This window comes from Bacteroides sp. RTP31139st1_H2_RTP31139_211217, from assembly GCF_040227615.1.
GTDB classification, from domain to species: domain Bacteria; phylum Bacteroidota; class Bacteroidia; order Bacteroidales; family Bacteroidaceae; genus Bacteroides; species Bacteroides uniformis.
In genome coordinates, this window is sequence record NZ_JBCNZM010000022.1 from 24,544 (window position 1) to 47,583 (window position 23,040).

Annotated in this window: 15 protein-coding genes and 1 tRNA gene; 7 read left to right on the forward strand and 9 right to left on the reverse strand. The window is 45.9% G+C overall.

Annotation, left to right across the window (positions count from 1 at the left end; all coding sequences use genetic code 11):
* Positions 1-36 precede the first annotated feature (36 nt).
* Both ABUA47_RS05590 and ABUA47_RS05595 read right to left on the reverse strand, forming a co-directional pair.
* Positions 37-1,716 (reverse strand): RagB/SusD family nutrient uptake outer membrane protein, encoded by a 1,680-nt coding sequence (locus tag ABUA47_RS05590; RefSeq protein ID WP_005833645.1) that lies wholly within the window; start codon positions 1,714-1,716, stop codon positions 37-39.
* Positions 1,717-1,729: 13 nt separating this feature from the next.
* A complete protein-coding gene (locus tag ABUA47_RS05595; RefSeq protein ID WP_005824407.1) occupies positions 1,730-4,924 on the reverse strand; it encodes a SusC/RagA family TonB-linked outer membrane protein in 3,195 nt (1,064 codons plus the stop codon).
* 347 nt (positions 4,925-5,271) lie between these two features.
* Here ABUA47_RS05595 and ABUA47_RS05600 point away from each other — a divergent pair, with 347 nt between their 5' ends.
* Positions 5,272-6,231, forward strand: a complete 960-nt coding sequence (locus tag ABUA47_RS05600) for a FimB/Mfa2 family fimbrial subunit (protein WP_005833650.1) — start codon at positions 5,272-5,274, stop codon at positions 6,229-6,231.
* 10 nt (positions 6,232-6,241) lie between these two features.
* On the opposite strand, the gene ABUA47_RS05605 is transcribed toward ABUA47_RS05600, so the two are convergent.
* The 3 genes from ABUA47_RS05605 to ABUA47_RS05615 all read right to left on the reverse strand — a co-directional run bounded on the left by ABUA47_RS05605 (position 6,242) and on the right by ABUA47_RS05615 (position 8,827).
* On the reverse strand, positions 6,242-7,630 hold the full coding sequence (locus ABUA47_RS05605) for a PAS domain-containing protein (RefSeq protein ID WP_035447713.1): 1,389 nt from the start codon (positions 7,628-7,630) through the stop codon (positions 6,242-6,244).
* A gap of 229 nt (positions 7,631-7,859) precedes the next feature.
* Positions 7,860-8,669 carry a Fic family protein gene (locus tag ABUA47_RS05610; protein ID WP_034525383.1) on the reverse strand — a complete coding sequence of 270 codons (810 nt, stop codon included), beginning with the start codon at positions 8,667-8,669 and terminating at the stop codon, positions 7,860-7,862.
* Between the two features lie 74 nt (positions 8,670-8,743).
* Positions 8,744-8,827: transfer RNA gene (locus ABUA47_RS05615), tRNA-Leu, on the reverse strand.
* Between the two features lie 157 nt (positions 8,828-8,984).
* Here ABUA47_RS05615 and ABUA47_RS05620 point away from each other — a divergent pair.
* A complete protein-coding gene (locus tag ABUA47_RS05620; RefSeq protein WP_005824399.1) occupies positions 8,985-10,070 on the forward strand; it encodes a mannose-1-phosphate guanylyltransferase in 1,086 nt (361 codons plus the stop codon).
* Between the two features lie 100 nt (positions 10,071-10,170).
* Here the strand turns inward: ABUA47_RS05620 and ABUA47_RS05625 are convergent, their stop codons facing one another.
* The 3 genes from ABUA47_RS05625 to ABUA47_RS05635 all read right to left on the reverse strand — a co-directional run bounded on the left by ABUA47_RS05625 (position 10,171) and on the right by ABUA47_RS05635 (position 12,419).
* Positions 10,171-10,563 carry an HIT family protein gene (locus ABUA47_RS05625; RefSeq protein WP_005824396.1) on the reverse strand — a complete coding sequence of 131 codons (393 nt, stop codon included), beginning with the start codon at positions 10,561-10,563 and terminating at the stop codon, positions 10,171-10,173.
* A gap of 49 nt (positions 10,564-10,612) precedes the next feature.
* Positions 10,613-11,077: a transcription elongation factor GreA gene (gene greA / locus ABUA47_RS05630; protein WP_005824394.1), complete on the reverse strand. Its 465-nt coding sequence runs from the start codon at positions 11,075-11,077 to the stop codon at positions 10,613-10,615.
* A gap of 190 nt (positions 11,078-11,267) precedes the next feature.
* The gene (locus ABUA47_RS05635) at positions 11,268-12,419 is read right to left on the reverse strand and encodes a thioredoxin-like domain-containing protein (protein ID WP_005824390.1); all 1,152 of its coding nucleotides are present in this window, start codon (positions 12,417-12,419) and stop codon (positions 11,268-11,270) included.
* A gap of 207 nt (positions 12,420-12,626) precedes the next feature.
* On the opposite strand from ABUA47_RS05635, the gene pnp reads away from it, so the two are divergent.
* The 5 genes from pnp (at position 12,627) to ABUA47_RS05660 (ending at position 21,675) form a co-directional block, all read left to right on the forward strand.
* Positions 12,627-14,771, forward strand: coding sequence for a polyribonucleotide nucleotidyltransferase (pnp, locus tag ABUA47_RS05640; protein WP_005824386.1), 2,145 nt, complete (start codon positions 12,627-12,629; stop codon positions 14,769-14,771).
* A 172-nt stretch (positions 14,772-14,943) separates the two neighbouring features.
* Positions 14,944-15,516, forward strand: a complete 573-nt coding sequence (locus ABUA47_RS05645) for an RNA polymerase sigma-70 factor (protein ID WP_005833682.1) — start codon at positions 14,944-14,946, stop codon at positions 15,514-15,516.
* 96 nt (positions 15,517-15,612) lie between these two features.
* The gene (locus ABUA47_RS05650; RefSeq protein WP_008661980.1) at positions 15,613-16,548 is read left to right on the forward strand and encodes a FecR family protein; all 936 of its coding nucleotides are present in this window, start codon (positions 15,613-15,615) and stop codon (positions 16,546-16,548) included.
* 165 nt (positions 16,549-16,713) lie between these two features.
* Positions 16,714-20,061, forward strand: coding sequence for a SusC/RagA family TonB-linked outer membrane protein (locus tag ABUA47_RS05655; protein WP_035447711.1), 3,348 nt, complete (start codon positions 16,714-16,716; stop codon positions 20,059-20,061).
* A 12-nt stretch (positions 20,062-20,073) separates the two neighbouring features.
* Positions 20,074-21,675 (forward strand): SusD/RagB family nutrient-binding outer membrane lipoprotein, encoded by a 1,602-nt coding sequence (locus tag ABUA47_RS05660; RefSeq protein ID WP_009037366.1) that lies wholly within the window; start codon positions 20,074-20,076, stop codon positions 21,673-21,675.
* Here the strand turns inward: ABUA47_RS05660 and ABUA47_RS05665 are convergent.
* Positions 21,672-23,040 (reverse strand): sodium-translocating pyrophosphatase (locus ABUA47_RS05665; protein ID WP_349831455.1); only part of this gene is annotated, 1,369 nt, incomplete at its 5' end. The two genes, ABUA47_RS05660 and ABUA47_RS05665, sit on opposite strands and share 4 nt — an antisense overlap.

Consider the following 23,040-nt stretch of genomic DNA (forward strand, 5'->3'; position numbering starts at 1 on the left):
ATTGTTTTTATTTTTTATTTACTCTATTAATGGTACTCACCATCCGGGATTCTGCACAAGTACACTCTGTGAAAGGTTAATTTGATTATAAGGAATCTGGCTCAAGCCTTTGGTGGCTTTCACACGGTCGACCCGTATGGTTATTGCATCATCAGCGCCTCCACTCTTCACCTTGACACCATTCAAGGCGAGCTTCTCGGCTGCCACGTCTATACCTTGACGCAGGAGATCCCAATAATTAATGCTTTCAAAAGCAAATTCAAGACGACGTTCTTCCATAATAGCTTGTTGAGACACACTCTTAGCTTGATAGTTGGCCGATACTGTTCCGTTGTCATCAACCTGATAAGCACGCTTACGCACTTGGTCGAAATAAGTTTGCGCATTGGGGCTACCCAGTTCTGCGGCCATCAACAATACGTCGGCATAACGGATAATAACGTAGTCTTGGCGGTTCTGTGTCTGGAAGTCACCGCTACCATCCTGCTTACCGGCATGGCTTCCATCGGCATAGCAAAGGGGAGCATACTTCTTCACAGCATAGCCGGTATATTCACGCCAGTCATTAAAACTGGTGGTAAAGTCGGCCGAACCGGTGATTCCTTCCCCTACCAAATCAATGATAGAAGCCGAACGGCGGAGGTCACCAGTGGGAAACGCTTCCACAAAATCAGGATTTACCGTCAATGCGCCCCATCCCTTGCAATAGGGAGCAGCATTAAGCTGGCGCATACCCAACATCACCTGCCAACGGTTGGAGTCATTATTCCCGTTATAATCCTGAGTAGCGGTAAATTTCAACGCAAGAATGGTTTCCTTGTTTCCATCACCGGCATATGTACCCTTCAAAGTTTCATAGTCTCCTTTTTCGGCCACTTTTGCAGAAGAAGCCGGCCATAAATTCTTGAATTGCGGTACCAAACCATATTCTCCTGAAGCGATTACGTCTTCTACAGCAGCCAAAGCTTCGGCACGAGTCACCTCTACAGGTTCTTCACCGTAATATCCGGTATAGAAAAGATAGGCACGTGCCAGCAAAGCCTCGGCGGCATATTTTGTAATATGTCCGTCGTTCTTGGTATAGTCGGCCTTGGGATAAGCGTCACCGGGAATATTCTCGATAGCATATTTTAAGTCAGTAAATATGGCACTGAACACCTCTTTGGCAGGTGAAGGAGCGCGATTTTCGTTTACCGGTTCCAGAAAGAGTGGGATATTCCCCCATAAACGAACCATATCCAGATAAAGCAATGCACGCAACGTACGACATTCGCCCATATAGATACCACGTTTGCTATCCGATTCATTCCATACAATCTGCTCTTCATGAGCTATCAGCTCGTTGCAACGATAGACGCCCGCATAATAATTTTTCCAGTCACCTTCGTATAGGTTGAGGTCAGCCGGCGATTGGGAGATGTCAAAACGGTCAATGGCCTGATAGCCACGTCCATCGGCATTTCCGGTAGCGCCAAAACACTCGGCACTCATCACCTCGGAAGCCATATAAAACCCTACCATCATGGCTGATGAAGTCTGGCGCCAACCATCATAACAACCTATCAGAGCACGATAAGCATCTTTTTCAGTCTTATAGAATGTACCGGTTGAAGATTCAGTCTTCGACGTAACATCGAGAAAACTGTCGGTACACGAAGCCAGTCCCAAACTCAGGAGCAGGACACTTGCCATAAATATATTTTTGTTTTTCTTCATATCAGTCTATATTTTAAAATTTCAAGTTAACACCAAACAATACGGTACGGGGACGGGGGTAATAACCTAAATCAACGCCCGATACCCAACCTTGTCCGTTATCTCCTTCGGGACCATAACCTATTTCCGGATCCATGCCGTCATATTTGGTAAATGTGAACGCATTCTGTACCTGAGCATAGATACGGCACTGGCTGATGACCTTACATCTCAGTAGCTTGGCAAAGTCGTAGCCCAAAGTAATGTTACTGATTCGCAGGTAATCACCATCCTGCACATAGAGGTCTGAGAACTGCCAGTTGAGATTCTGGTCTGTGACACGAGGTATGCGATTGCTGGTTCCCTCTCCTGTCCAACGTCCTAAAATTGCAGTAGTATAATTGGCTTGCTTGGAGGTATGGTTACGATAGCTCTGGACAATCTGCTGTCCGAAAGCACCGTTGGCCACTACAGAGAAATCAAGTCCTTTCCAGTTGAAACCGAGATTGAAGCCCATAGTGAAATCAGGAATACCGTTACCAAGATCGGTCTTGTCAAGCTCGTTCACCCGTCCGTCATGGTTGATGTCCACAAACTTCACGTCACCTGGTTGTACGTCAGCTTGCAGCACACCGTTACCAGCCTTAATCCAATCCTCTATTTCTTGATTGTTTTGGAATATGCCTGCTGTCTTGAAACCATAGAAATAACCGATAGGCTTACCATTCTCGGCACGATAGAATTCAGGAGTATTGTCATACAACTGGTTGGTAGAGCCATGAATGATACCATCGTCGTTAGGAATCTCTCCGACCTTATTCTTATTGTAGGCACCGTTGATACCGATATTGTAACTAAAGTCTTTGCCTATTTGGTCATTCCAAGTAAGATTGAGTTCCACACCGGTGTTTTTCACTCCACCGCCATTAATATAAGGAGCACCTGCTCCGGCAGTAGCAAGAATAGGAGCCACCACGAGCCAGTCTTTAGTATCTTTAATGTAGAAATCGAAATTAACACCCAGGCGACTGTTGAGGAATCGGGCATCAAGACCGATATTGGTCTGCTGTGAAGTCTCCCACTTGATGTCAGCATTAGCCAGACGACTAGGGTAAGCTCCCCAGTTGGTTCCGAGCTGTGCCGCAGCATCCGAGTCGCCGTAACCGCTGCCGAAAAGATAGTGTGTATTGGTACTCTTGATAGGAGCCAGATATTGGAATGCGTCAATGTTGGCATTACCCACTTGTCCCCAGCTGGCACGTATTTTCAGGAAGTCGAGCCAGTTTTGCGTACTTTCCATGAATTTTTCGTTAGTAATGGTCCATCCTGCCGATACCGAAGGGAAGTAACCAAAACGGTTGCCTTTGGCAAAGTTGCTCGAACCGTCTGCACGCAAAGTAGCATTGACCATATAAGTTTCTTTCCAGTTCCAACCCAATCGGCCGAAATAGGACACCTTGCGGCTCTCGGTATGCGGATTGCCACTGGCACCCAAGCCGTTGGTCGAATCGGAGGCCGTTCCGTTGCCCACAAAAGCATGCTCCCAATCATCAAAACCTTCTTTCAACATACCATTTTTAGCTTCGATATAAGTGCCCTCGTAACGATAGGCTTCCATACCCAGCAAGGCGTTGAACGAATGTTCTCCCATAGTCCAGTCATAAGAAGCCGTATTGGTCCATGTCATACCCAAAGAGTGATTGGCATTTTGAGATACGGTAGTACGTTCTTCATTATATATATATTGGCTGAACTTGTAGAGAGGCTTGAAACTACGGTATTCGCTGGAACCATAAACCACACCGAATACAGACTTTATCTTCAAATTCTTGACAGGCTGCAATTCAGCATAAACATTACCGGAAAAAGTAGCCGTTTTGTTCTCATTGTTGCTGTCGGTCATCATTAAACCATAAGGGTTTCCATCACCTTTATTCCAGTCACTGGTACTGGTGTCATTGTAAGGCGAATCATAAAGATTATTATCGCTATAGACAGGAGCGATAGGCGATGTTCCGAATGCACCGCGTAAGGTATTATTATATTGGTTGCCTACACTGATACCGTTATTCATCTTATATACAAAACTCACCTGCTCGCCCACTTTCAAAATATCCTTGAAAAGTTTGTGCTCGCTGTTCACACGGAAATTGTAACGCGAATAGTTAGACACATCCGAACCGCCGACAATACCTTCCTGACTCATATATCCTAACGAAAGGGCATAAGTGGAAGTTGCGCTTCCACCAGTGACACCCAGCGTATAGCTCTCCGTTGTGGCATTATCTTTGAACATAGTATCTACCCAATCCGTATCATACACATTGCCATTGGCATCGTAAATAGACTGGTATTGGCTCCAATCGTAAGCCGAAAGTCCGCTATTCAAAGCCTGCTCATCCATAATGGCCATATACTCTTTTGCATTCAGCATATTAGCCTTACGAGCTACATTCTGTATTCCATAATAAGCATCGAAACTAATCTGCGCTTTACCTTCGCGCCCTTGCTTGGTAGTAATAAGCACTACACCATTAGCACCGGCCGAACCGTAGATAGCCGCACTAGCCGCATCTTTCAGTACATCTATACTTTCAATATCGGCAGGATTCAAAGTAGAAATATCACCACCCACACCATCAATCAGATAAAGAGGAGCACTATTTCCCACGGTACCAAGACCACGGATACTCACTTTCATGTCAGCACCCGGTTGACCGGAAGTCGAAGCAATACTTACACCCGGTGTCTGTCCCTGCATAGCCTGCAAGGGATTGGTTGTATTCATCTTGGCTATTTCGTCACCCTTCACCTGAACAGTGGCACCCGTCACCAATTTCTTCTTCTGGACACCATAGCCCACTACAACCACTTCATCCAACATTTCCGTGTCCTCCTTCAGCACCACATTGATGACGGAAGAAGTACCTACCTTGATTTCCTGTGATTGATAACCGATGTAAGAAAACACCAGTGTCTGCCCTTGTTGGGCACTTACTGAATACCGGCCATCAATGTCGGTAATTCCACCCGTAGCGGTTTCTCTCACCTGCACGCTGACACCTATCAACGGCTCACTATCCGTAGCCGATGTCACAACACCCGAAATGGTCTTGTTTTGAGAAGGATTAGCCTGCAGGCTACTGATTGCAGGTACAAGAAACAAAAGTACCAATGCAACACGGCATAAACGCAGATTTATGCACTTTTCCAAGAATGTTTTTCTCATTGTACATTATTTAATGGTTAATATCAAAGATTCATTGTGTTCTTCAATTAATACCAAAGAACTCGGATGCAAATGTATGGAGGAACAAGAAAAGAATGTCGAGAAATTGTTACGAAGAGTATATGATTTCGTTAATCAAGGCTTCTAAAATGTTACTAAAAAAGGTATAATTTGTTTTCCGTCCCTTCTCTAAGCCTTTTGAAGAGGGGCTATTCTTCCCATTCCCCTCAATACCGGAATTGGTTTCACCTCACTTTTCCATCCCCAATATACTTTCTCCGGAGTACAAAGAACCATTTCTTTCTAAAAACGTTCTCAAGGAAGAACAACCTAAAGCTTAACAGATAATGAAAAAATTAGTAGTATTTGCAGTACTTGCCGCAATCGTGGCAAGCTGCGCCGATGACAATCCGCCCCAGATAGAAAAAAGCAGTGAGTTGGTATCACCACGACTTTTGATGGACGTGTCCACAGAAAGCGGACAAAGCCCGCTGACCGGCATACTGACCATCATGCCCTGCAAGGCGGGCACCTCTATTTATTATGGAAACTACATAAACCGGAAGCTGACACCTTTTTACGGTTACTACCAAGTTAAAGACGGAGCTTTCTATAACGATGGCGTCAATCGAGAGTTATCCTTACCCGCAGGTCTCTATAACATGATTTATTGGGGAACCCCTAAATACGAGGAGCCGATTTATGCACATCCTCTCATGAGGGACCCGGTCTACATCTTAGGCGAAGACATGTCCCGGCAACACTTCTCCCTATTCAAAATGGAAGCGGACACAACCTATTATCCGGTATTCGACCTGGTACACGCCGTCCAGCCTGCCAACATTGGAAGTGAGGACCTGAAAGCATCCCTCAAACGGGTAGTGACCGGACTGAAAGTAATCATCAAGGACAAGAACAACGGCATCCTCAGTTCGAGCATCGACAGCATGGTGGTGCGCATCACCAATATTGCTGGAGAACTGAATTTCTACACCGCCGCTCCTCAAGGAAGCCCACGCACAGTAGCCTTCCCTCTGGTCCGTTCCGTCGACGGTACACAAATGAGCAACGCCACCGTCATGCTCTTCCCTTCTTTCGGGAAACCGGAATTCCAGATGAGCATCATACTGAAAAATGGAAACGTGAAAAGTTTCAAGCAAACATTGAACGGACCTTTGGAAGCAAACTCCAAACTGACCCTGACCCTCACTCTGGGAGACATCTTTTCCGAAGAATCATCCGGAGAATTCACCCTTGACAACTGGAACGAGGAAAGCCAGACAATCGATGTCCCTTCATTGGATTGAGCTTGCAGCATCAAGGAAAGATAGAACGGTGCGCGTCCATCTTATAAAAAGGCAACGTGAACCAGAAAGTGGAGCCCTTGCCCAACTGTGACTCCACCCCTATCTCTCCTTTCAGTTCCTTCACAATGTTTTGCGAAATGGCCAGTCCCAGTCCGGTACCTTGCTTAAAGGAATCCAGCTTCACAAAGCGGTTAAAAATCCCCTGCGCATTCTCAGATGATATCCCCGTCCCGGTATCGGTGACATAAAAACGGATATAGCTATTTTCGGGCATTCCGTAACCAATGGTAATGCTACCGGCAGCAGTAAACTTCAGCGCATTACTGATGAAGTTATTGAATACCTGAGTAATTCTGCGCTGATCGGTATACAGCAGCAAACCGGGCAATGGCGTAACCGTGACCAGACGCACGTCTTTATTGGTCAGCCTGATACTTGTAGCCTGCTCTATCTCGGACACCATTTTATTGATATCCACGTTAGCATAGACATACTCCAATGTACCGGCTTCTATCTTCGACAAATCCAGAATGTCATTGATGAGCTGCAACAGCAGTTCATTATTCCGCTCTATAATATCGAGATACTCCACCCGTTCTTCCTCAGACACTTCCGTGGCCAAAATACTCGAAAAACCAACTATTGCATTGAGCGGAGTACGTATCTCATGACTCATATTGGCTAGGAAAGCCGATTTTATCCGGTTGGACTCCTCAGCCTCCTCTTTGGCCAGACGTAGCTTGCGCTCCATGATTTTCAAATCAGTAATGTCCCAAGCAGTATAAACAATCCACTTGCGACCATCAGAAAGCTTTATAAAATTATTGTTCTGGAAGGTAAACCGCTCCTCGTTCTTCTTGGTAAAAAAACGTCGTATACCTTCTTGTGGAATCCCCGTCTTGACCAACTCTTCATCCTCCTTCCTAATTAAAGCCGCAGCCTCTGGCATTGTTTCAAAATCCGTCTTGCCTATAGCCTCTCTGGCCGAACATTCAAAGAGTTCCTCTGCCTTTTTATTCCAAAAAGTATAGCGCATCCCATCATTCACATCCTTCACTTTTGCCGCAATGGGAAGATTATCAAGAATGCCTTCCAACAGTTGCAGATACCTCTCCCGGTCCCTTTCCCTCAATTTCTTCATCTGCCTCTGCATGAAGAAAAAGAAGAGGCACAGCACCAATGTACCTAAAAGAATGGAAATATAGACCATCTCTCTTTGAACAAACCCGTCGGGAATATCAAGCCTTTCCTGCAAGGTGAAAGCAGTATCGAAAAGTTCGGGGCTTTCAGCCATTTTGTCAGCCAATGCCGGATGAACAAAGATTATACAAAAAGAGAAGAATATCGTCAGTAACCGAATACTTCCGAGAGGTAAAAAAAGAGGAACATGTTTTGTCATAATTGGCAAACATTTAATAATTAAATAGTTAGATAAGATTCCAGCTACTGCAAATTTAGAAAAAAATAAATGCGAAAACAGTATCTACGAAATAAATTTGCATTTTACACCCATTATTTTGTATTTAATGCCGAGAAGAGAATATTTTGAGAATAACCCAATACAAAAGGATGATACAGCACAATCAGCTAATGCCTATATGAGCTTATCAGGAAGGAATCGTCGCTTTTCAAAACATGAGATTAAAACCTTTTTTACGTCCAGTATTGTATTTCTCAATCTCTGACGCAAATGATTTTTTCAGCTGCGCTGCCATAAAGTCCAAGAAAGGCTGACTGTTCTCATCTTCTTGCGACTGCCGCAAAGAAAGAATATAATCGCCCCTATCTTCTTTAAAGATTTTCGTCGGAAAAAGATGATGGCAGAACTGGATATAGTTCATCAACAAACGAGCCGTTCTCCCATTGCCATCTACCCACGGATGAACGGTTACCAAATTGAGATGAGCATTGAAACTCAATTCATATCGTTCCCGAAATGTTTCCATATTCTTTTGCTTTTCTCTCAATATAGAACAAAGTTCTTCTACTTTAGCGGGAACTTTAGGATAGCTCATATAAGAACACCCGCCCACCCCAGCAGTAACGCCGCACAAACGAAATTCACCTTTAGAAGAATCAAAAGAACCGCCCATTACATTATATACACTCCCAGTAGTACGCATTAGAGCAGCATTCAATTTTTGTAAGAAAACAGGCGTAATTTCCGCATTTTGTGCACTTTCTTCTTTGGCGAGTTCGTATGCCTTCTTCAAATCCTCATTCATCAGATGATAGACCAACGGCTTTCCTTTGGCTGTTACCCCCTCATCAAAAAGCAACTGGGTATCCAATTCGGTAAGTGTAGAGCCCTCAATAGCAGTAGAATGGGTAATAAGCGAATAGAGGTAGTACTTTTCATAGTCTACCGACTGACTGATACCAAGCCTCACAAATTCTTGATTCAGTACTTCTATCTCTTGCCAGATATCTGTTCCCATGAGCAAAGGGCATAAAGATAAGTATAAAAAGAAAGCGGGAAAAGCATTAAAACTTTCCCCGCTTCTTTATTTCGTACCCAGACCCGGGGTCGAACCGGGATGGAAGTGAATCCACTGGTGTTTGAGACCAGCGCGTCTACCGATTCCGCCATCTGGGCATGTTTGACTTCTCAAATGCGGTGCAAAGATACAGCTTTTTTCTAAACCTGCAATACTTTTCCTAAAAAAAGGCGAAAAAAACGATAAAACCTGCTTGAATCATTCCTTGTTTGTAAAATATGCAGTACATTAGCAGAAACTTTTAAAATCAATAGCATGGTAACCAATAAGGATAATTTCTGTGTAATCATGGGCGGAGGAATCGGTAGCCGTTTCTGGCCATTCAGCCGCAAGACACTTCCAAAACAGTTTCTGGATTTCTTCGGTACGGGACGTTCCTTGCTGCAGCAAACCTTCGACCGCTTCAAGCAGGTAATCCCCATGGAAAATATACTTATCGTAACAAATGACTTGTATGCCGACCTTGTAAAAGAACAGCTTCCCGAACTTAAACCCGAACAGATTCTACTGGAGCCGACACGCAGGAATACAGCCCCCTGCATTGCGTGGGCTTCCTATCATATCCGCGCCTTGAATCCGAACGCCAATATAGTGGTAGCTCCTTCGGACCACTTAATCCTGAAGGAAGGCGAATTTCTGGCAGCTATCGAAAAAGGGCTGGACTTCGTTTCCCAATCGGACAATCTGCTGACACTCGGCATCAAGCCCAACCGTCCGGAAACCGGATATGGCTATATACAAATAGCCGAAGCCGCCGGTGATAATTTCTACAAGGTAAAAACCTTCACTGAAAAGCCCGAACTGGAACTGGCAAAAGTATTCGTGGAAAGTGGAGAATTCTATTGGAACTCTGGTCTGTTCATGTGGAACGTAAATACCATCATCAAGGCAAACGAAGCCCTGCTGCCCGAGCTGACTTCCAAACTGGCCCCCGGCAAAGATGTGTATGGAACAGTCCAAGAGAAACAATTCATTGATGAGAACTTCCCTGCTTGCCCCAATGTCTCCATAGACTTCGGCATCATGGAAAAGGCAGACAATGTATATGTGTCATTAGGCGATTTCGGCTGGTCTGATTTAGGAACCTGGGGGTCTTTGTATGATTTGTCTCCCAAAGATGAAGCAGGCAATGTAGCCTTAAAATGTAAATCCCTCATTTATAATAGCAAAGACAATATCGTGGTGCTGCCCGACAACAAACTTGCAGTTATCGACGGTTTGGAAGGTTATCTCATAGCCGAGTCGGACAATGTATTACTGATTTGCAAGAAAGATGAAGAACATACCATCCGCAAATATGTGAATGATGCCCAGATAAAACTGGGAGAGGAATACATTTAAATTAAAAATTAAAGGATAGGTGCCGAAGGCAAAAAAATAGCGGGAGCTGGATGAAGTCCAACTCCCGCTTCCGTTTATTTAGGGGAGGAAAATAAACCGATTAAAGCACTGCACGGATAGCTTCTGCCACAGCCTTGAATTCTTCGTCCGTCAGTTTCAGTTTGGGATTGGAGAAAAGCATATCTTTTTCGTTCTGCATAGGAATCAAATGTATGTGCGCATGAGGCACTTCCAGCCCCAATACCGCTTCTCCTACCTTTCTACACGGAAAGGCCTTGCCGATGGCAAGCGCCACTCTCTTGGCGAAAACATGCATCGCCGCCAAATCCTCATCGTTCAAATCGAAGATATAATCCACTTCCTGCTTGGGAATGACCAATGTATGACCTTTTACCAACGGATTGATGTCAAGGAACGCAAAGAATCTGTCATCCTCCGCCACCTTGTAGCAAGGTATTTCACCTGCGATAATTCTACTGAATATTGTTGCCATAGCTATAAATTATAAAATAAGGCAAGCCCGTATGCGGACCTGCCTTCCTTTAAAAGGATATGTTCACTACTTCCAGGTTAATCATGCCCTGCGGAACTTTAATTTCTGCGATGTCACCTACTTTCTTGCCAAGCAGACCTTGTGCAATCGGAGTATTGACGGAAATCTTTCCTTCCTTCAGATTGGCTTCACTTTCGGAAACGATGGTATAAACCATCTTCATGCCATTCTTCACGTTCTTAAGCTCTACCTTATTGAGAATCTGTACAGAATCGGTTTTCAACTTCGACTCATCAATAATCTTAGCGTCGGCAATGGTCAGCTTCAAGTTGTTAATTTTCATCTCAAGCATACCTTGAGCTTCCTTGGCAGCGTCATACTCTGCATTTTCCGACAAATCACCTTTGTCACGCGCTTCGGCAATGGCAGCCGATATTTTGGGACGTTCCACCGTCTCCAGGTGTTTCAATTCGGCCATCAATTTCTTGTAGCCGTCTTCTGACATATAAGCCATACTTTTTCCTCCTTAAATGTTATGTTAGTTTTTAATGGTACTATAAACAAAAAAGAATTCCAACATGGTCAGCATGCTGGAACCCTCTTTCCGATTTTCCTTTGCAAAGATAGCCTTTTATACAATGCGTGTCAAGCATAAAAGGCTGCTTTGTAACATATTTAAACGAAAACTTCTTATTTATAACATGTTACAGCAATGCTTTCACTGCCGCCTCCAGGTCTTTAATGCTCTCTCCACGGGCACTCAACTCATTGTTCTTGTTGACCAGGAACACAGAAGGCACATTCTTCACATTATAAGAAGCCGCTATAGACGAATAAATTCCATTGCCGTCGCGCACACAAATCCAAGGTAGATTGTCGGCAGTTGTTTTCCAATAGTGCTCGTCTGCATCCAGAGAAACCTGATAGATTTCCAATCCCTGGGCGGCATACTTGTCGTACAAGTCGCGCAACATATAATTATGTGTAGCAGAAACGGCACTCTGATAAACAGTGAAGTCCACAATAACAGCCTTGCCCTTCAGTTCGCTCAACTTACGTGTATTGCCCTTCATGTCACGCAGGTTAATGTCGATGATGCCGGTTTCGGAAATTGCCTCTTCGGGGATTTCCACCACCTTCTGCTGCGGAGTACGGGTATTCTTCATTCCCTTTATCACAATATTGTAGAGGTTCTTGGAGCGGTCGGCATCCGGATAATAATTGTTCAGGCTGGTTGCCACGGCTGCAAAACACTTAATGTCTTCCTTATTGTTCAGAGGGTCGAAAATCAAATAATTATTCAACTTCTGGAACAAGGCGAAATAGGCAGCAGCCGTATTGGGAGCGGCAAAAATATAGCTGATTTTCACTTCATCCTTATAGTTCTTCAATAAAGAGGCAAGACTGTCCTCAAAAACATCGGCACCTATCTTATGTGCCTGCACCGACTGCAGCAATGCATTCACATTATCCTGAAGCTTCATCTGCTTCAGCGTCAAGTCCTTTATCTTCGAGCTATTCGGAGAACCTTCCACTGTATAGGCAGTGGCGAAATCGGTATAAGGTGCCTTTACCAAAACCGTTTCCGTCGAATCTACCGAGAAATTAATAACCTTGTCGTCTACCCGCAGACGGTAAAATTCCGGAGACACCGGACGTACCTGCTTGAAGTGGAAAGAGCCATCCCCTTCCAGTTTTACAGAATCCAAAGGAACAATACCTTCCAATGCCGAGGCTTCCAAATAAAGCATCTTGCCGTCGGCACCAGACACTTCACCCTCTACTTTGAATTTCGGTTCGGAATTACATGCACCCAATGCTATTGCAGCAAGTGCCATAAAAAAGATTTTCTTCATATCGTATCTTCAGTTTTGTTTTGCAAACGTGCCTGCAAATATACTTCTTTTCAAGTTCAGTCAAAGCATTTTCCCTCGTTCTTCCATATAGAAAACTGCAAAAAACAACTAAATACAAACTTTTTATCTCATTCCCACCATTTTACATGAATAAATTATGTATCTTTGCACGAATTTTGAAAGAAAATTAGATATAAAACATTTTTTATGATTAACCCAATTGTTAAGACGATCGAGCTTCCTGATGGCAGAACCATCACGCTCGAAACGGGAAAGCTGGCAAAACAGGCAGACGGTTCTGTAATGCTTCGTATGGGCAACACCATGCTTTTAGCTACTGTTTGTGCCGCCAAGGACGCAGTTCCCGGAACAGATTTCATGCCATTACAGGTAGAGTACAAAGAAAAATTCTCCGCATTCGGACGTTTCCCCGGCGGTTTCACAAAGCGCGAAGGACGCGCTTCTGACTACGAAATCCTCACTTGCCGCCTCGTTGACCGTGCTCTCCGCCCCTTATTCCCTGATAATTTCCATGCAGAGGTATACGTAAACATCATTCTTTTCTCAGCAGACGGCGTAGATATGCCCGACGCTCTGGCCGGACTCGCAGCTTCTGCCGCACTTGCAGTTTCAGATATCCCCTTCAACGGACCTATTTCCGAAGTACGCGTAGCACGCATCAACGGACAATTCGTCATCAACCCTACCTTCGAACAACTAGAACAAGCCGATATGGACTTGATGGTGGGCGCCACTTACGAAAACATCATGATGGTGGAAGGCGAAATGGACGAGGTTTCCGAGCAGGACTTGCTGGAAGCGATGAAGGCCGCACACGAAGCCATTAAGATTCAGTGCAAGGCACAGATGGAACTGGCAGAAGAAGTAGGCTCTACCGTGAAACGCGAATATTGCCACGAAGTGAACGACGAAGAACTCCGTAAGGCCGTTCACGACGCTTGCTACGACAAGGCTTATGCCATTGCCGCTTCCGGAAACAAGAACAAGCACGAACGCATGGATGCTTTCGATGCCATCCGCGAAGAATTCAAGGCACAGTTCTCCGAAGAAGAACTGGAAGAAAAGGCAGCCCTCATCGACCGTTACTATCACGATGTGGAAAAAGAGGCGATGCGCCGTTCCATTCTGGACGAAGGCAAGCGCCTTGACGGACGTAAGACGACCGAAATCCGTCCTATCTGGTGTGAGACCAGCTACCTGCCCGGCCCTCACGGTTCCGCTATCTTTACACGTGGCGAAACACAGTCTTTGTCTACTGTGACTTTAGGCACCAAGTTGGACGAGAAGATTATCGACGACGTATTGGAACACGGAAAAGAACGTTTCCTTCTGCACTACAACTTCCCTCCGTTCTCTACGGGCGAAGCCAAGGCACAGCGCGGTGTAGGCCGTCGTGAAATCGGCCACGGCCATCTGGCATGGCGTGCATTGAAGGGTCAGATTCCTGCAAACTATCCGTATGTAGTACGCGTGGTATCTGATATCCTCGAATCAAACGGTTCTTCTTCCATGGCTACCGTATGTGCCGGAACTCTGGCATTGATGGATGCAGGTGTGAAAATCAAGAAACCGGTATCAGGTATCGCCATGGGATTGATTAAGAATGCAGGCGAAGACAAATATGCCGTATTGTCCGATATCCTCGGTGATGAGGACCACTTGGGCGACATGGACTTCAAGGTGACCGGAACAAAAGACGGTATCACCGCCACTCAGATGGACATCAAAGTGGACGGTCTGTCATACGAAATCCTCGAAAAGGCATTGCTGCAGGCTAAAGAAGGCCGCGAATATATCTTGGGCAAAATCACCGAGTGCATTGCCGAGCCTCGCGAAGACCTGAAACCTCACGCTCCGCGTATCGAGACAATGACCATTCCCAAGGAATTCATCGGTGCTGTCATCGGCCCTGGTGGAAAGATTATCCAAGGTATGCAGGAAGAAACCGGTGCTACCATTACTATTGAAGAAGTGGACAACATCGGTAGAATCGAAATCGCCGGTACCAACAAGAAGAGCATCGATGATGCTATGCGTATCATCAAAGGGATTGTAGCTGTCCCCGAAGTAGGCGAAGTCTACAAAGGCAAGGTACGCTCCATTATGCCTTACGGTGCATTCGTTGAATTCCTGCCGGGTAAGGACGGCTTGCTCCATATCTCCGAAATCGACTGGAAACGTCTGGAAACAGTAGAAGAAGCCGGTATCAAGGAAGGTGATGAAATTGACGTAAAACTTCTCGACATCGACCCGAAGACCGGAAAATTTAAGCTGTCACGCAAAGTATTGCTTCCGAGACCGGAAAGACAAGAAAGACCGGAAAAGAAATAAGAAATCTCTTATTCTTTAAGTATATAAAGCCTGGTGGAACCCCATCAGGCTTTCTTTTTGTCAATACTGCCAGAAATGGCTCTGAAAAAACAAGGCATAATGCTTGCATATTCCAAAAAGATTATGTTTTTTTGCTATGTAAAGCCTTATATTCCATAAAGAACCTCAATTAATGTCCGGTTTAAGGAGCCTACATACTATGAATCTTTTCTCACGCTTTTTCCAGGAAAACCAAGAAAAGTTTCTGGCTTTTGCTTATTCTTATCTCAGGGATAAAGCAGAAGCGGAAGACGTTGTGATGGAATCCATGATTGCCTTATGGGAAAACCGAGACCGCTGGGAAGAAAACAGTAACCTGCATGCCCTGCTGCTGACTATCATAAAGAACAAAGCCCTGCACGTACTCGAGCACAAGCAGGTGCGTCTGCGAGCGGAAGAAACCATCAGCAGCCACAACCTGCGCGAACTGGACTTACGCATCTCCACCTTGAAAGCCTGCGAACCGGACCAGATATTCAACACGGAAATACAGCATATCGTAAATAAGACCTTACAGGAAATGCCCGAGCAAAGCCGGAAGATATTCATGTTGAGCCGATACCAGAACCTGGCAAACAAGCAGATTGCCGATAGTCTGGACATATCACTTAAAACCGTAGAGGCACACATCACCAAAGTGCTGCGGATTCTCCGGCTGAGACTGAAAGATTATCTTGTTACCATACTCATAATATTAATATCCTAAAAAATGCTTCTACGGAATAGGGTTACCGCCCACTTTCCGGTTATATATACAAAAGGTAAAAAGAGCACGTTTTAGAAAAGAAATAAATTATTGACAATGAACCAAGAGCTATTATATAAATATTTCAAAGGTATTACTTCCGTTGAAGAAGAAAAGATGATACTCGACTGGATAGACGCCTCGGATGAAAACCGGGACATCTTCCTGAAAGAGCGCATGATATACGACATTTCCTTGTTCTCGGACAAGCAGGGAAACAATGAAAAGAAAACGGTGCGCATCATGCCGATGCTCCGCTGGGCGGCCCGTATAGCCGCCGTCACCATTGTCGCCATTGCCGGTTATTTCATCACCTCCGACTTTTTATATAACAAGGAGGTGCAGTTGCAAACAGTCACTGTGCCTGCCGGACAACGGGCCCAAATTACCCTCGCCGATGGAACACGCGTATGGCTGAACTCCAAGTCCACCATGAAATATGCCGCCAACTTCGGACGCAACGAACGAAATGTGGAATTGGACGGAGAGGCCTACTTTGAAGTAGCCAAAAACAAGAATATCCCATTCTATGTACATACAGAAACGAACAAGGTAAAAGTTGTAGGAACGAGTTTCAACGTCTGTGCCTACAGTGGGAGCCATGAGTTCGGAACCACATTGGTGGAAGGTATCGTCGATATCTATCCGGCCAACAGCAGCCAGATAATCACCAGGTTGCAGAAAGACGAGGTATTTCTCAATGAAAACGGAAAATGTAGAAAGGCCGTCCTTCCTTCCTATGAATATCTACGCTGGAAAGAGGGACTATACTGTTTTGACGACGCTCCATTCAGCGGTATCCTCGGTAGACTGGAGAAATACTATAATGTAAAGATAACCGTTGCCAGTCCTCAACTGCTGAACTACGGCAGCTTTACCGGCAAGTTCAGAGAGCAGGACGGCATCGAACATATACTGCGGACCATCTCGAAAGACCATCCTTTCAAGTTCCGCATCAACGAAGAAAAGGATTCAATTGTTATATATGAGTAAGAAAAAAAGATCGGAAAGTACCCCCATACTTTCCGATCCGAAACAGTCAAAAATCGACCTTAATCAATTTATTAACTTAACACAGTGACAAAGATATGAGAAAAATTTTGTTGATGAGGCTTTTTTATCTAAAAAAATTAGATTTTAAGCAATTATTGCAAACCTATGAAAATCACATTATTCCTTCTCCTGCTTGTTATATTTCAGGTGTACAGCGGGAACTGCTACTCTCAGAATGCCAGGGTCAGCATTCAAAATGCCCGGCTGAGAGTAGGGCAAGTTCTCGAGCAAATTGAATCGCAAACAGAATACTTATTTGTATATAACAAACAGAACGTCGATGTACGCCGTACCGTCGACATCAATGCAAGCAACCAAACTGTTTCCGAAGTACTTGACCAAATGTTCAAAGGGACAGACATCAAGTATGTGATGGAAGGCAAAAACATCGTTTTAACCAAAAACAGCAGGAGTGCTGAGGATAAGACAGACACTCTGCAGGAAATGGCTACTGTAAGAGGAAAGGTGACGGACTCCAAAGGCGAACCGATTATCGGTGCCAACATTCTTGAAAAAGGGACCGCCAATGGTGTTATCACCAATACCGAAGGAGAATTTAGTATGAATATCCCTCCTTATGCCACTATTGTCGTATCCTACATCAGTTATGAACCGCAAACCATTGCCCTGAACGGTAGAAATAATCTCCACATCCGGATGGAAGAAAAGAGCCTCGCCCTGGAGCAAGTAGTGGTAACCGCCATGGGTATCCAGAAGAAAATGTCCTCATTGACCTATTCTACCCAACAAATAAGCAGCAGTGAGCTGACCCGTGCCAAAGAGCCGAACATGATTAATACACTGGCAGGAAAGACGGCCGGAGTACAAATCAATAAAACCGCCAATTTAGGAGGTTCTGCCAAAGTCGTCATTCGCGGTGCACGCTCTGCATTTGCCAGCGGCAACAACCAGCCCTTGTACGTAATTGACGGTGTTCCTATGCTGAACAGCTCAACAGAATCCACCTCCACCGTAATCGGCGGTAACTACGATGGATTGAACCGTGATGCCGGTGACGGGATTTCCAACCTGAATCCGGACGACATAGAAAGCATCAACATCCTGAAAGGTTCTTCTGCCGCCGCGCTTTATGGTTCGCAGGCAGCTAATGGCGTCATTCTGATCACCACTAAAAAGGGAAAGGCCGGACTGCAGCGCGTTACATTCTCCTCCAACCTGACCGTAAGTCACGCCATCAGTACCCCCGAATTCCAAAATACATACGGCCGGAACGAAGATGGCGGTACGGCAAGCTGGGGTACAAAAGGCAATGTAACGGACTATGACAACATAGGCGAATTCTTCAGCAATGGCATCACCACTTTCAATTCGCTGGCCATCACTACCGGAAATGAAAAGGTACAAACTTATTTCTCATACGCCAACACCACGGCTAAAGGAATTGTGGACAATAACAAACTACAGAAGAATAACCTGAACCTACACGAAACGGCCAGCCTCTTCAACAACAAGCTGAAACTGGACGGCATTGCAACACTAATGACCCAAACCGTCAAGAACTCCCCTGCTACCGGCGGCTATTATCTGAATCCGCTGGTCAGCTTGTACAGTTTCCCACGTGGCGTAGACATGAGCACTTACAGAGAAAACTTTGAAACGTGGAATGCCGACCGCAATATGATGACACAAAACTGGATTGAAAAGAATGGAGATGGTACCGTCAGTGAATGGGGACAGAATCCCTACTGGCTGAAAAACCGCGTGCTCAGTGGCTACAAGCGTTATCGCGCTGTGGCATCGGCCAGAGCCAATCTGCACATTACGGACTACTTCAACCTGCAGGTACGGGGTAATGTGGATTATATCAGTGATAAATTCGACAATAAGATGTATGCCACTACAGCTCCCAACATCGCCGGCAAATACGAGGACAAGGAAAACGGACGTTACATCTGGTCGGACAGCCAGGAAATCCAAGTCTACGGTGACGCAATGGTCTTGTTCAACAAGGAATTTGATGACTTTTCCCTCAATACGGCACTGGGAGCCAGCATCAACATGAGTAAAGTCAATTCACTGACAATAGACTCAAGGCTTGCTTCCCTCTACAAACCGAATGTATTTACCGTCCCCAATGTAGTGATGGACTCCAAAGCAGCCGTAAATCAGAGCATCGACAGCAAACGCACGCTCCAATCAGTATTTGCCACCATGCAGTGGGGCTGGAAAGGACTACTATACTTGGACATTACCGCACGTAACGACTGGTCATCCACATTAGCCCACACAGACAGCAAGAATACCGGATTCTTCTATCCCTCCATAGGAGCTACCTGGATTCTTAACAAAACCTGCTCCCTGCCCAAATGGATAAGTTTTGCAAAAGTGCGCGCTTCATGGGCGGAAGTCGGTAATGACCTCCCGATAGGAATCACCAATCCGGTAGACATCATCATGGTAGGCGGCAGTATCAATGTAAATACCGTAGAACAGCGCGGTGACCTAAAACCGGAAATCAGCAGCTCCATCGAATTCGGTACAGAATGGCGCTTCTTCCATCACCGCTTCGGGATAGACTTCACTTGGTATCAGACCAATACCAAGAACCAGTTGTTGAGAATGGACAATCCTACGGGCTCCACCTATAAATACCGGTATGTCAATGCCGGAAAAATACGTAACCAGGGTTTTGAGCTGACGGTAGACGCCACTCCGCTACTATACAGAAACTTTTCGTGGAAGAGTCTCATCAACATGTCCGCCAACAAGAACAAAGTAGTGACCCTGCATCCTGACTATCCGGAATTTTCCTACTACGAAGAAGGTTTCAACGCAGGCTATCAGATGCGTGTCAAAGAAGGAGGCAGCCTGGGGGATATTTATGGAAATGCTTTCCGCCGTAACGAGGATGGCAGCATCATGGTTGATGAAACCAGCAAAAGGCCTTTGGGAAATACCGGAAACAAGGATTTGCTTGGGAATGCCAATCCTGACTTCACGATGGGATGGAGCAACACACTTACCTACAAGGACCTGGAGCTCTATTTCCTGATAGATTTCCGCTTTGGCGGCGAAGTCATGTCACTGACACAGTCTGAGTTGGATGCCAACGGCGTGACCAAAGTCACCGAAGATGCCCGCGCCCGAGGATATGTAGAATACCAGGGACAGAAGTTCAACGACCCGAGAGCATTCTACAGCGCAGTAGGCGGCAGAAATGCCATCTCCGAATATTATATGTACGACGCAACCTGCATCAGACTCCGTGAAGTATCACTGAGCTATTCTTTCCCGAAAACGATACTGGAAAACAGTAGATTCATAAAGGGAATCGACGTATCATTGGCAGCGCGCAACTTGTGTTTCTTAAAGAAGGAAGCACCGTTCGACCCCGATGCAGTAATGTCCGTAGGCAACAACAATCAAGGAGTAGACGTGTTTGGCATGCCTACTACCCGGAATATCGGCTTTAACCTAAGATTAACCTTTTAAAATGAATACCTTATGAAAAACAAGTGCATCATATTCCTTTTCTGCCATAGCATATTGCTGCTTGCAGCTTGCACCGGCGGTTTTGAGAACGACAACGAAATCAAGGGAGGTTTCTCGGACGACAAAAAGGAAATAGATTTCCAGAACCTGACTGCTCCATTCGAACCCATACAGTCGGGTATCTACTTCAATATAGGTTCTGTTGGCTTAAATTGGGTATGGCAGATGACACAATCCCTGAACCATGACATGTTCTCCGGCTACTTCATGGACCCTATTCCTAAATTCATGAAATCCAACGCCTGCTACAACCTGAACTCAGGCTGGACCAATGCCGCATGGCAATGTACTTACGGATATGTCTACACGGAGGTGCAGAAGGCAGAAAAGAACTTTTATGGCAATGACAACTTGAAAGGCTACCTCGGCATTACCGAAATTTTGAAAGTGGAACTGATGCACCGCATTGCCGATACATACGGTCCGCTGGTCTACCATCAACTGGGTGAGACACCCCGGGTTTACGGACTGCAAGAAGCCTATACACGCTTCTTTGCAGACCTGGACGAAGGGCAGCAATTGATAAGGGAATACCTGGACGAGGGCGGTGACAACAACAAATTCAAAGAGTATGATATGCTGACCAACGGCAAGACCTTGAAGGAGTGGTTAAAGTTTGCCAACTCACTACGTTTGCGCCTTGCCATGCGCATCTCCAATGTGGATGCAACACTTGCCAAAGACCAAGCAACCAAAGCACTGAATGACAATCAAGGTGTACTGGAAGGTGCAAGGGAAACCATCGCTGTAATGGGCAAGAACTATATCAATCCTTTGTGTGCCGTTGCCGGTTGGGGTGAAGTCTACATGAATGCCTCGATGGAATCCATTATCAACGGTTATGAGGACCCGCGTGGCAAGAAATGGTATAACACCGCCCTTCTCGAAGGTTATCAAAAACAGTTGTTAGGCATTCCCATCGGGTTACCCATGAAAGACGGTGACGCCAACATTTACAGTTTTTGCTCTTCCCTCAACACAAGTACCATCGGCGAAAAGACCGGAGCCGTATTGATGAGTGCGGCAGAAGTCTGGCTGCTCAGGGCCGAAGCAGCCCTCCGTGGCTATACCAAAGAGAATCCCCGCACATGCTATGAATACGGGGTAAGTACTTCATTTACACAGTGGGACTGTGCCGGTGCCTCCGAATATCTGGAAAGCGACAAAACCCCTGCCGATTATAAAGATGTAGTCTCAGGCGGCAAGGTAGGCAAGGACATGAAAGCCTTGATTACCATATCCCCCAAATGGGAAGAAGATGCAGACATAGAGACGAAACTCGAAAAGATTATTACCCAGAAGTGGCTGGCATGCTGGCCCGAAAGTTATGAGGCATGGGCTGAGCAACGCCGTACCGGATACCCCAAACTTTTCAAGGTCCAAAACAACACCGGAAAAGTGATTGATACGGATATCATGATCCGCCGCCTTCCGTTCTCAACGGACGCCGCCACTGCCGACCCGGCACAATACGCCACCCTCACGGAAAAACTGGGTGGCGCAGATAACGGCGCCACCCGCCTTTGGTGGGATACGGGGAAAAACTCTTTCTAGAACAGACTCCACGCAACCGTAAGCCCTGCCATCACAATGGCTACCATGCTCATCAGCTTGATTAGGATATTCAAGCTCGGACCGGATGTGTCCTTGAACGGGTCTCCTACGGTGTCACCCACGACTGTAGCCTTGTGGACTTCACTGCCTTTGCCGCCAAAGTTGCCTTCTTCCACATACTTTTTGGCATTATCCCATGCACCACCGGCATTTGCCATGAAGATGGCAAGCACGAAACCACTGCTCAATCCGCCAATCAGCAGGCCGAGCACACCGGGAACACCGAAAATAAGTCCCGTCGCAATCGGAGCAATGATAGCTATCAGTGACGGAATCACCATCTCGCGTTGCGCCCCTTTCGTCGAGATTGCCACACAACGCTCATAATCAGGCTCCGTTTCTCCCGTAAGGATTCCCTTGATTTCGCGGAACTGGCGGCGCACTTCGTCTACCATATGGGCCGCTGCACGCCCTACCGCATTCATCGTCAATCCACAGAAAAGAAATGCCATCATCGAGCCCAGAAACATACCGGAAAGAACTTTCGGATTCATCAGCGTCACATCGTAGTGATGCATAAAGTCGAAGAAAGTGGCATCTTGAAGAGCCACGGCATCGCCATGAGGAAGCGACAGTTCGGTAGTCCCGAGGCGGGTCAGCCCGATACGGATTTCCTCGACATAAGAGGCCAGCAAAGCCAATCCCGTCAAAGCGGCGGAACCGATGGCAAAGCCTTTGCCCGTAGCGGCTGTAGTATTGCCCAAGGAGTCAAGCGCATCGGTACGCTTACGCACCTCTTCACCCAGACCGGACATTTCCGCATTGCCACCCGCGTTGTCAGCTATCGGTCCGTAAGCATCTGTAGCAAGCGTGATGCCCAATGTAGAAAGCATACCTACTGCGGCAATGCCAATACCATAGAGCCCCAGACCCACATTAGAGAAGTCGAAGCCCGAAGCAAAGAGATAAGAAGCAATGATACCTATCACCACGGCAATCACCGGAATAGCCGTAGAAAGCATTCCCAAGCCTATACCGGAAATTATGACTGTCGCCGGACCGGTCTTTCCGCTTTCACTCAGCTTTTGGGTAGGACGGTAGGATTGGGAAGTATAGTACTCCGTAGACCGCCCGATGATGATACCTACTATCAAACCCACTATCACGGAGCAGGAAATCCACAGCCAGTTGTCCAACTTCAGCAACCACAGGATAAAGAAAGTGGCGACAACTATCAAAATAGAGCTGAGATTAGTACCGAAAGCCAGTGAGTTCAGCAAGTCCTTCATCTTCGCATTCTCTTTGGTACGCACGGAGAAGATACCGATAATGGAAAGCAATATTCCGACGGCTGCAATCAGCATC

Excerpts from the sequence above, each read along its gene's own strand:
- ABUA47_RS05655 (WP_035447711.1), top strand. The coding sequence starts at position 16,714 with ATGAAAATCACATTATTCCTTCTCCTGCTTGTTATATTTCAGGTGTAC.
- ABUA47_RS05600 (WP_005833650.1), top strand. The coding sequence starts at position 5,272 with ATGAAAAAATTAGTAGTATTTGCAGTACTTGCCGCAATCGTGGCAAGC.
- ABUA47_RS05620 (WP_005824399.1), top strand. The coding sequence starts at position 8,985 with ATGGTAACCAATAAGGATAATTTCTGTGTAATCATGGGCGGAGGAATC.
- ABUA47_RS05645 (WP_005833682.1), top strand. The coding sequence starts at position 14,944 with ATGTCCGGTTTAAGGAGCCTACATACTATGAATCTTTTCTCACGCTTT.
- greA (WP_005824394.1), bottom strand. The coding sequence starts at position 11,077 with ATGGCTTATATGTCAGAAGACGGCTACAAGAAATTGATGGCCGAATTG.
- ABUA47_RS05595 (WP_005824407.1), bottom strand. The coding sequence starts at position 4,924 with ATGAGAAAAACATTCTTGGAAAAGTGCATAAATCTGCGTTTATGCCGT.
- ABUA47_RS05610 (WP_034525383.1), bottom strand. The coding sequence starts at position 8,669 with ATGGGAACAGATATCTGGCAAGAGATAGAAGTACTGAATCAAGAATTT.
- ABUA47_RS05635 (WP_005824390.1), bottom strand. The coding sequence starts at position 12,419 with ATGAAGAAAATCTTTTTTATGGCACTTGCTGCAATAGCATTGGGTGCA.
- ABUA47_RS05650 (WP_008661980.1), top strand. The coding sequence starts at position 15,613 with ATGAACCAAGAGCTATTATATAAATATTTCAAAGGTATTACTTCCGTT.
- ABUA47_RS05590 (WP_005833645.1), bottom strand. The coding sequence starts at position 1,716 with ATGAAGAAAAACAAAAATATATTTATGGCAAGTGTCCTGCTCCTGAGT.
- ABUA47_RS05605 (WP_035447713.1), bottom strand. The coding sequence starts at position 7,630 with ATGACAAAACATGTTCCTCTTTTTTTACCTCTCGGAAGTATTCGGTTA.
- ABUA47_RS05625 (WP_005824396.1), bottom strand. The coding sequence starts at position 10,563 with ATGGCAACAATATTCAGTAGAATTATCGCAGGTGAAATACCTTGCTAC.
- ABUA47_RS05660 (WP_009037366.1), top strand. The coding sequence starts at position 20,074 with ATGAAAAACAAGTGCATCATATTCCTTTTCTGCCATAGCATATTGCTG.
- pnp (WP_005824386.1), top strand. The coding sequence starts at position 12,627 with ATGATTAACCCAATTGTTAAGACGATCGAGCTTCCTGATGGCAGAACC.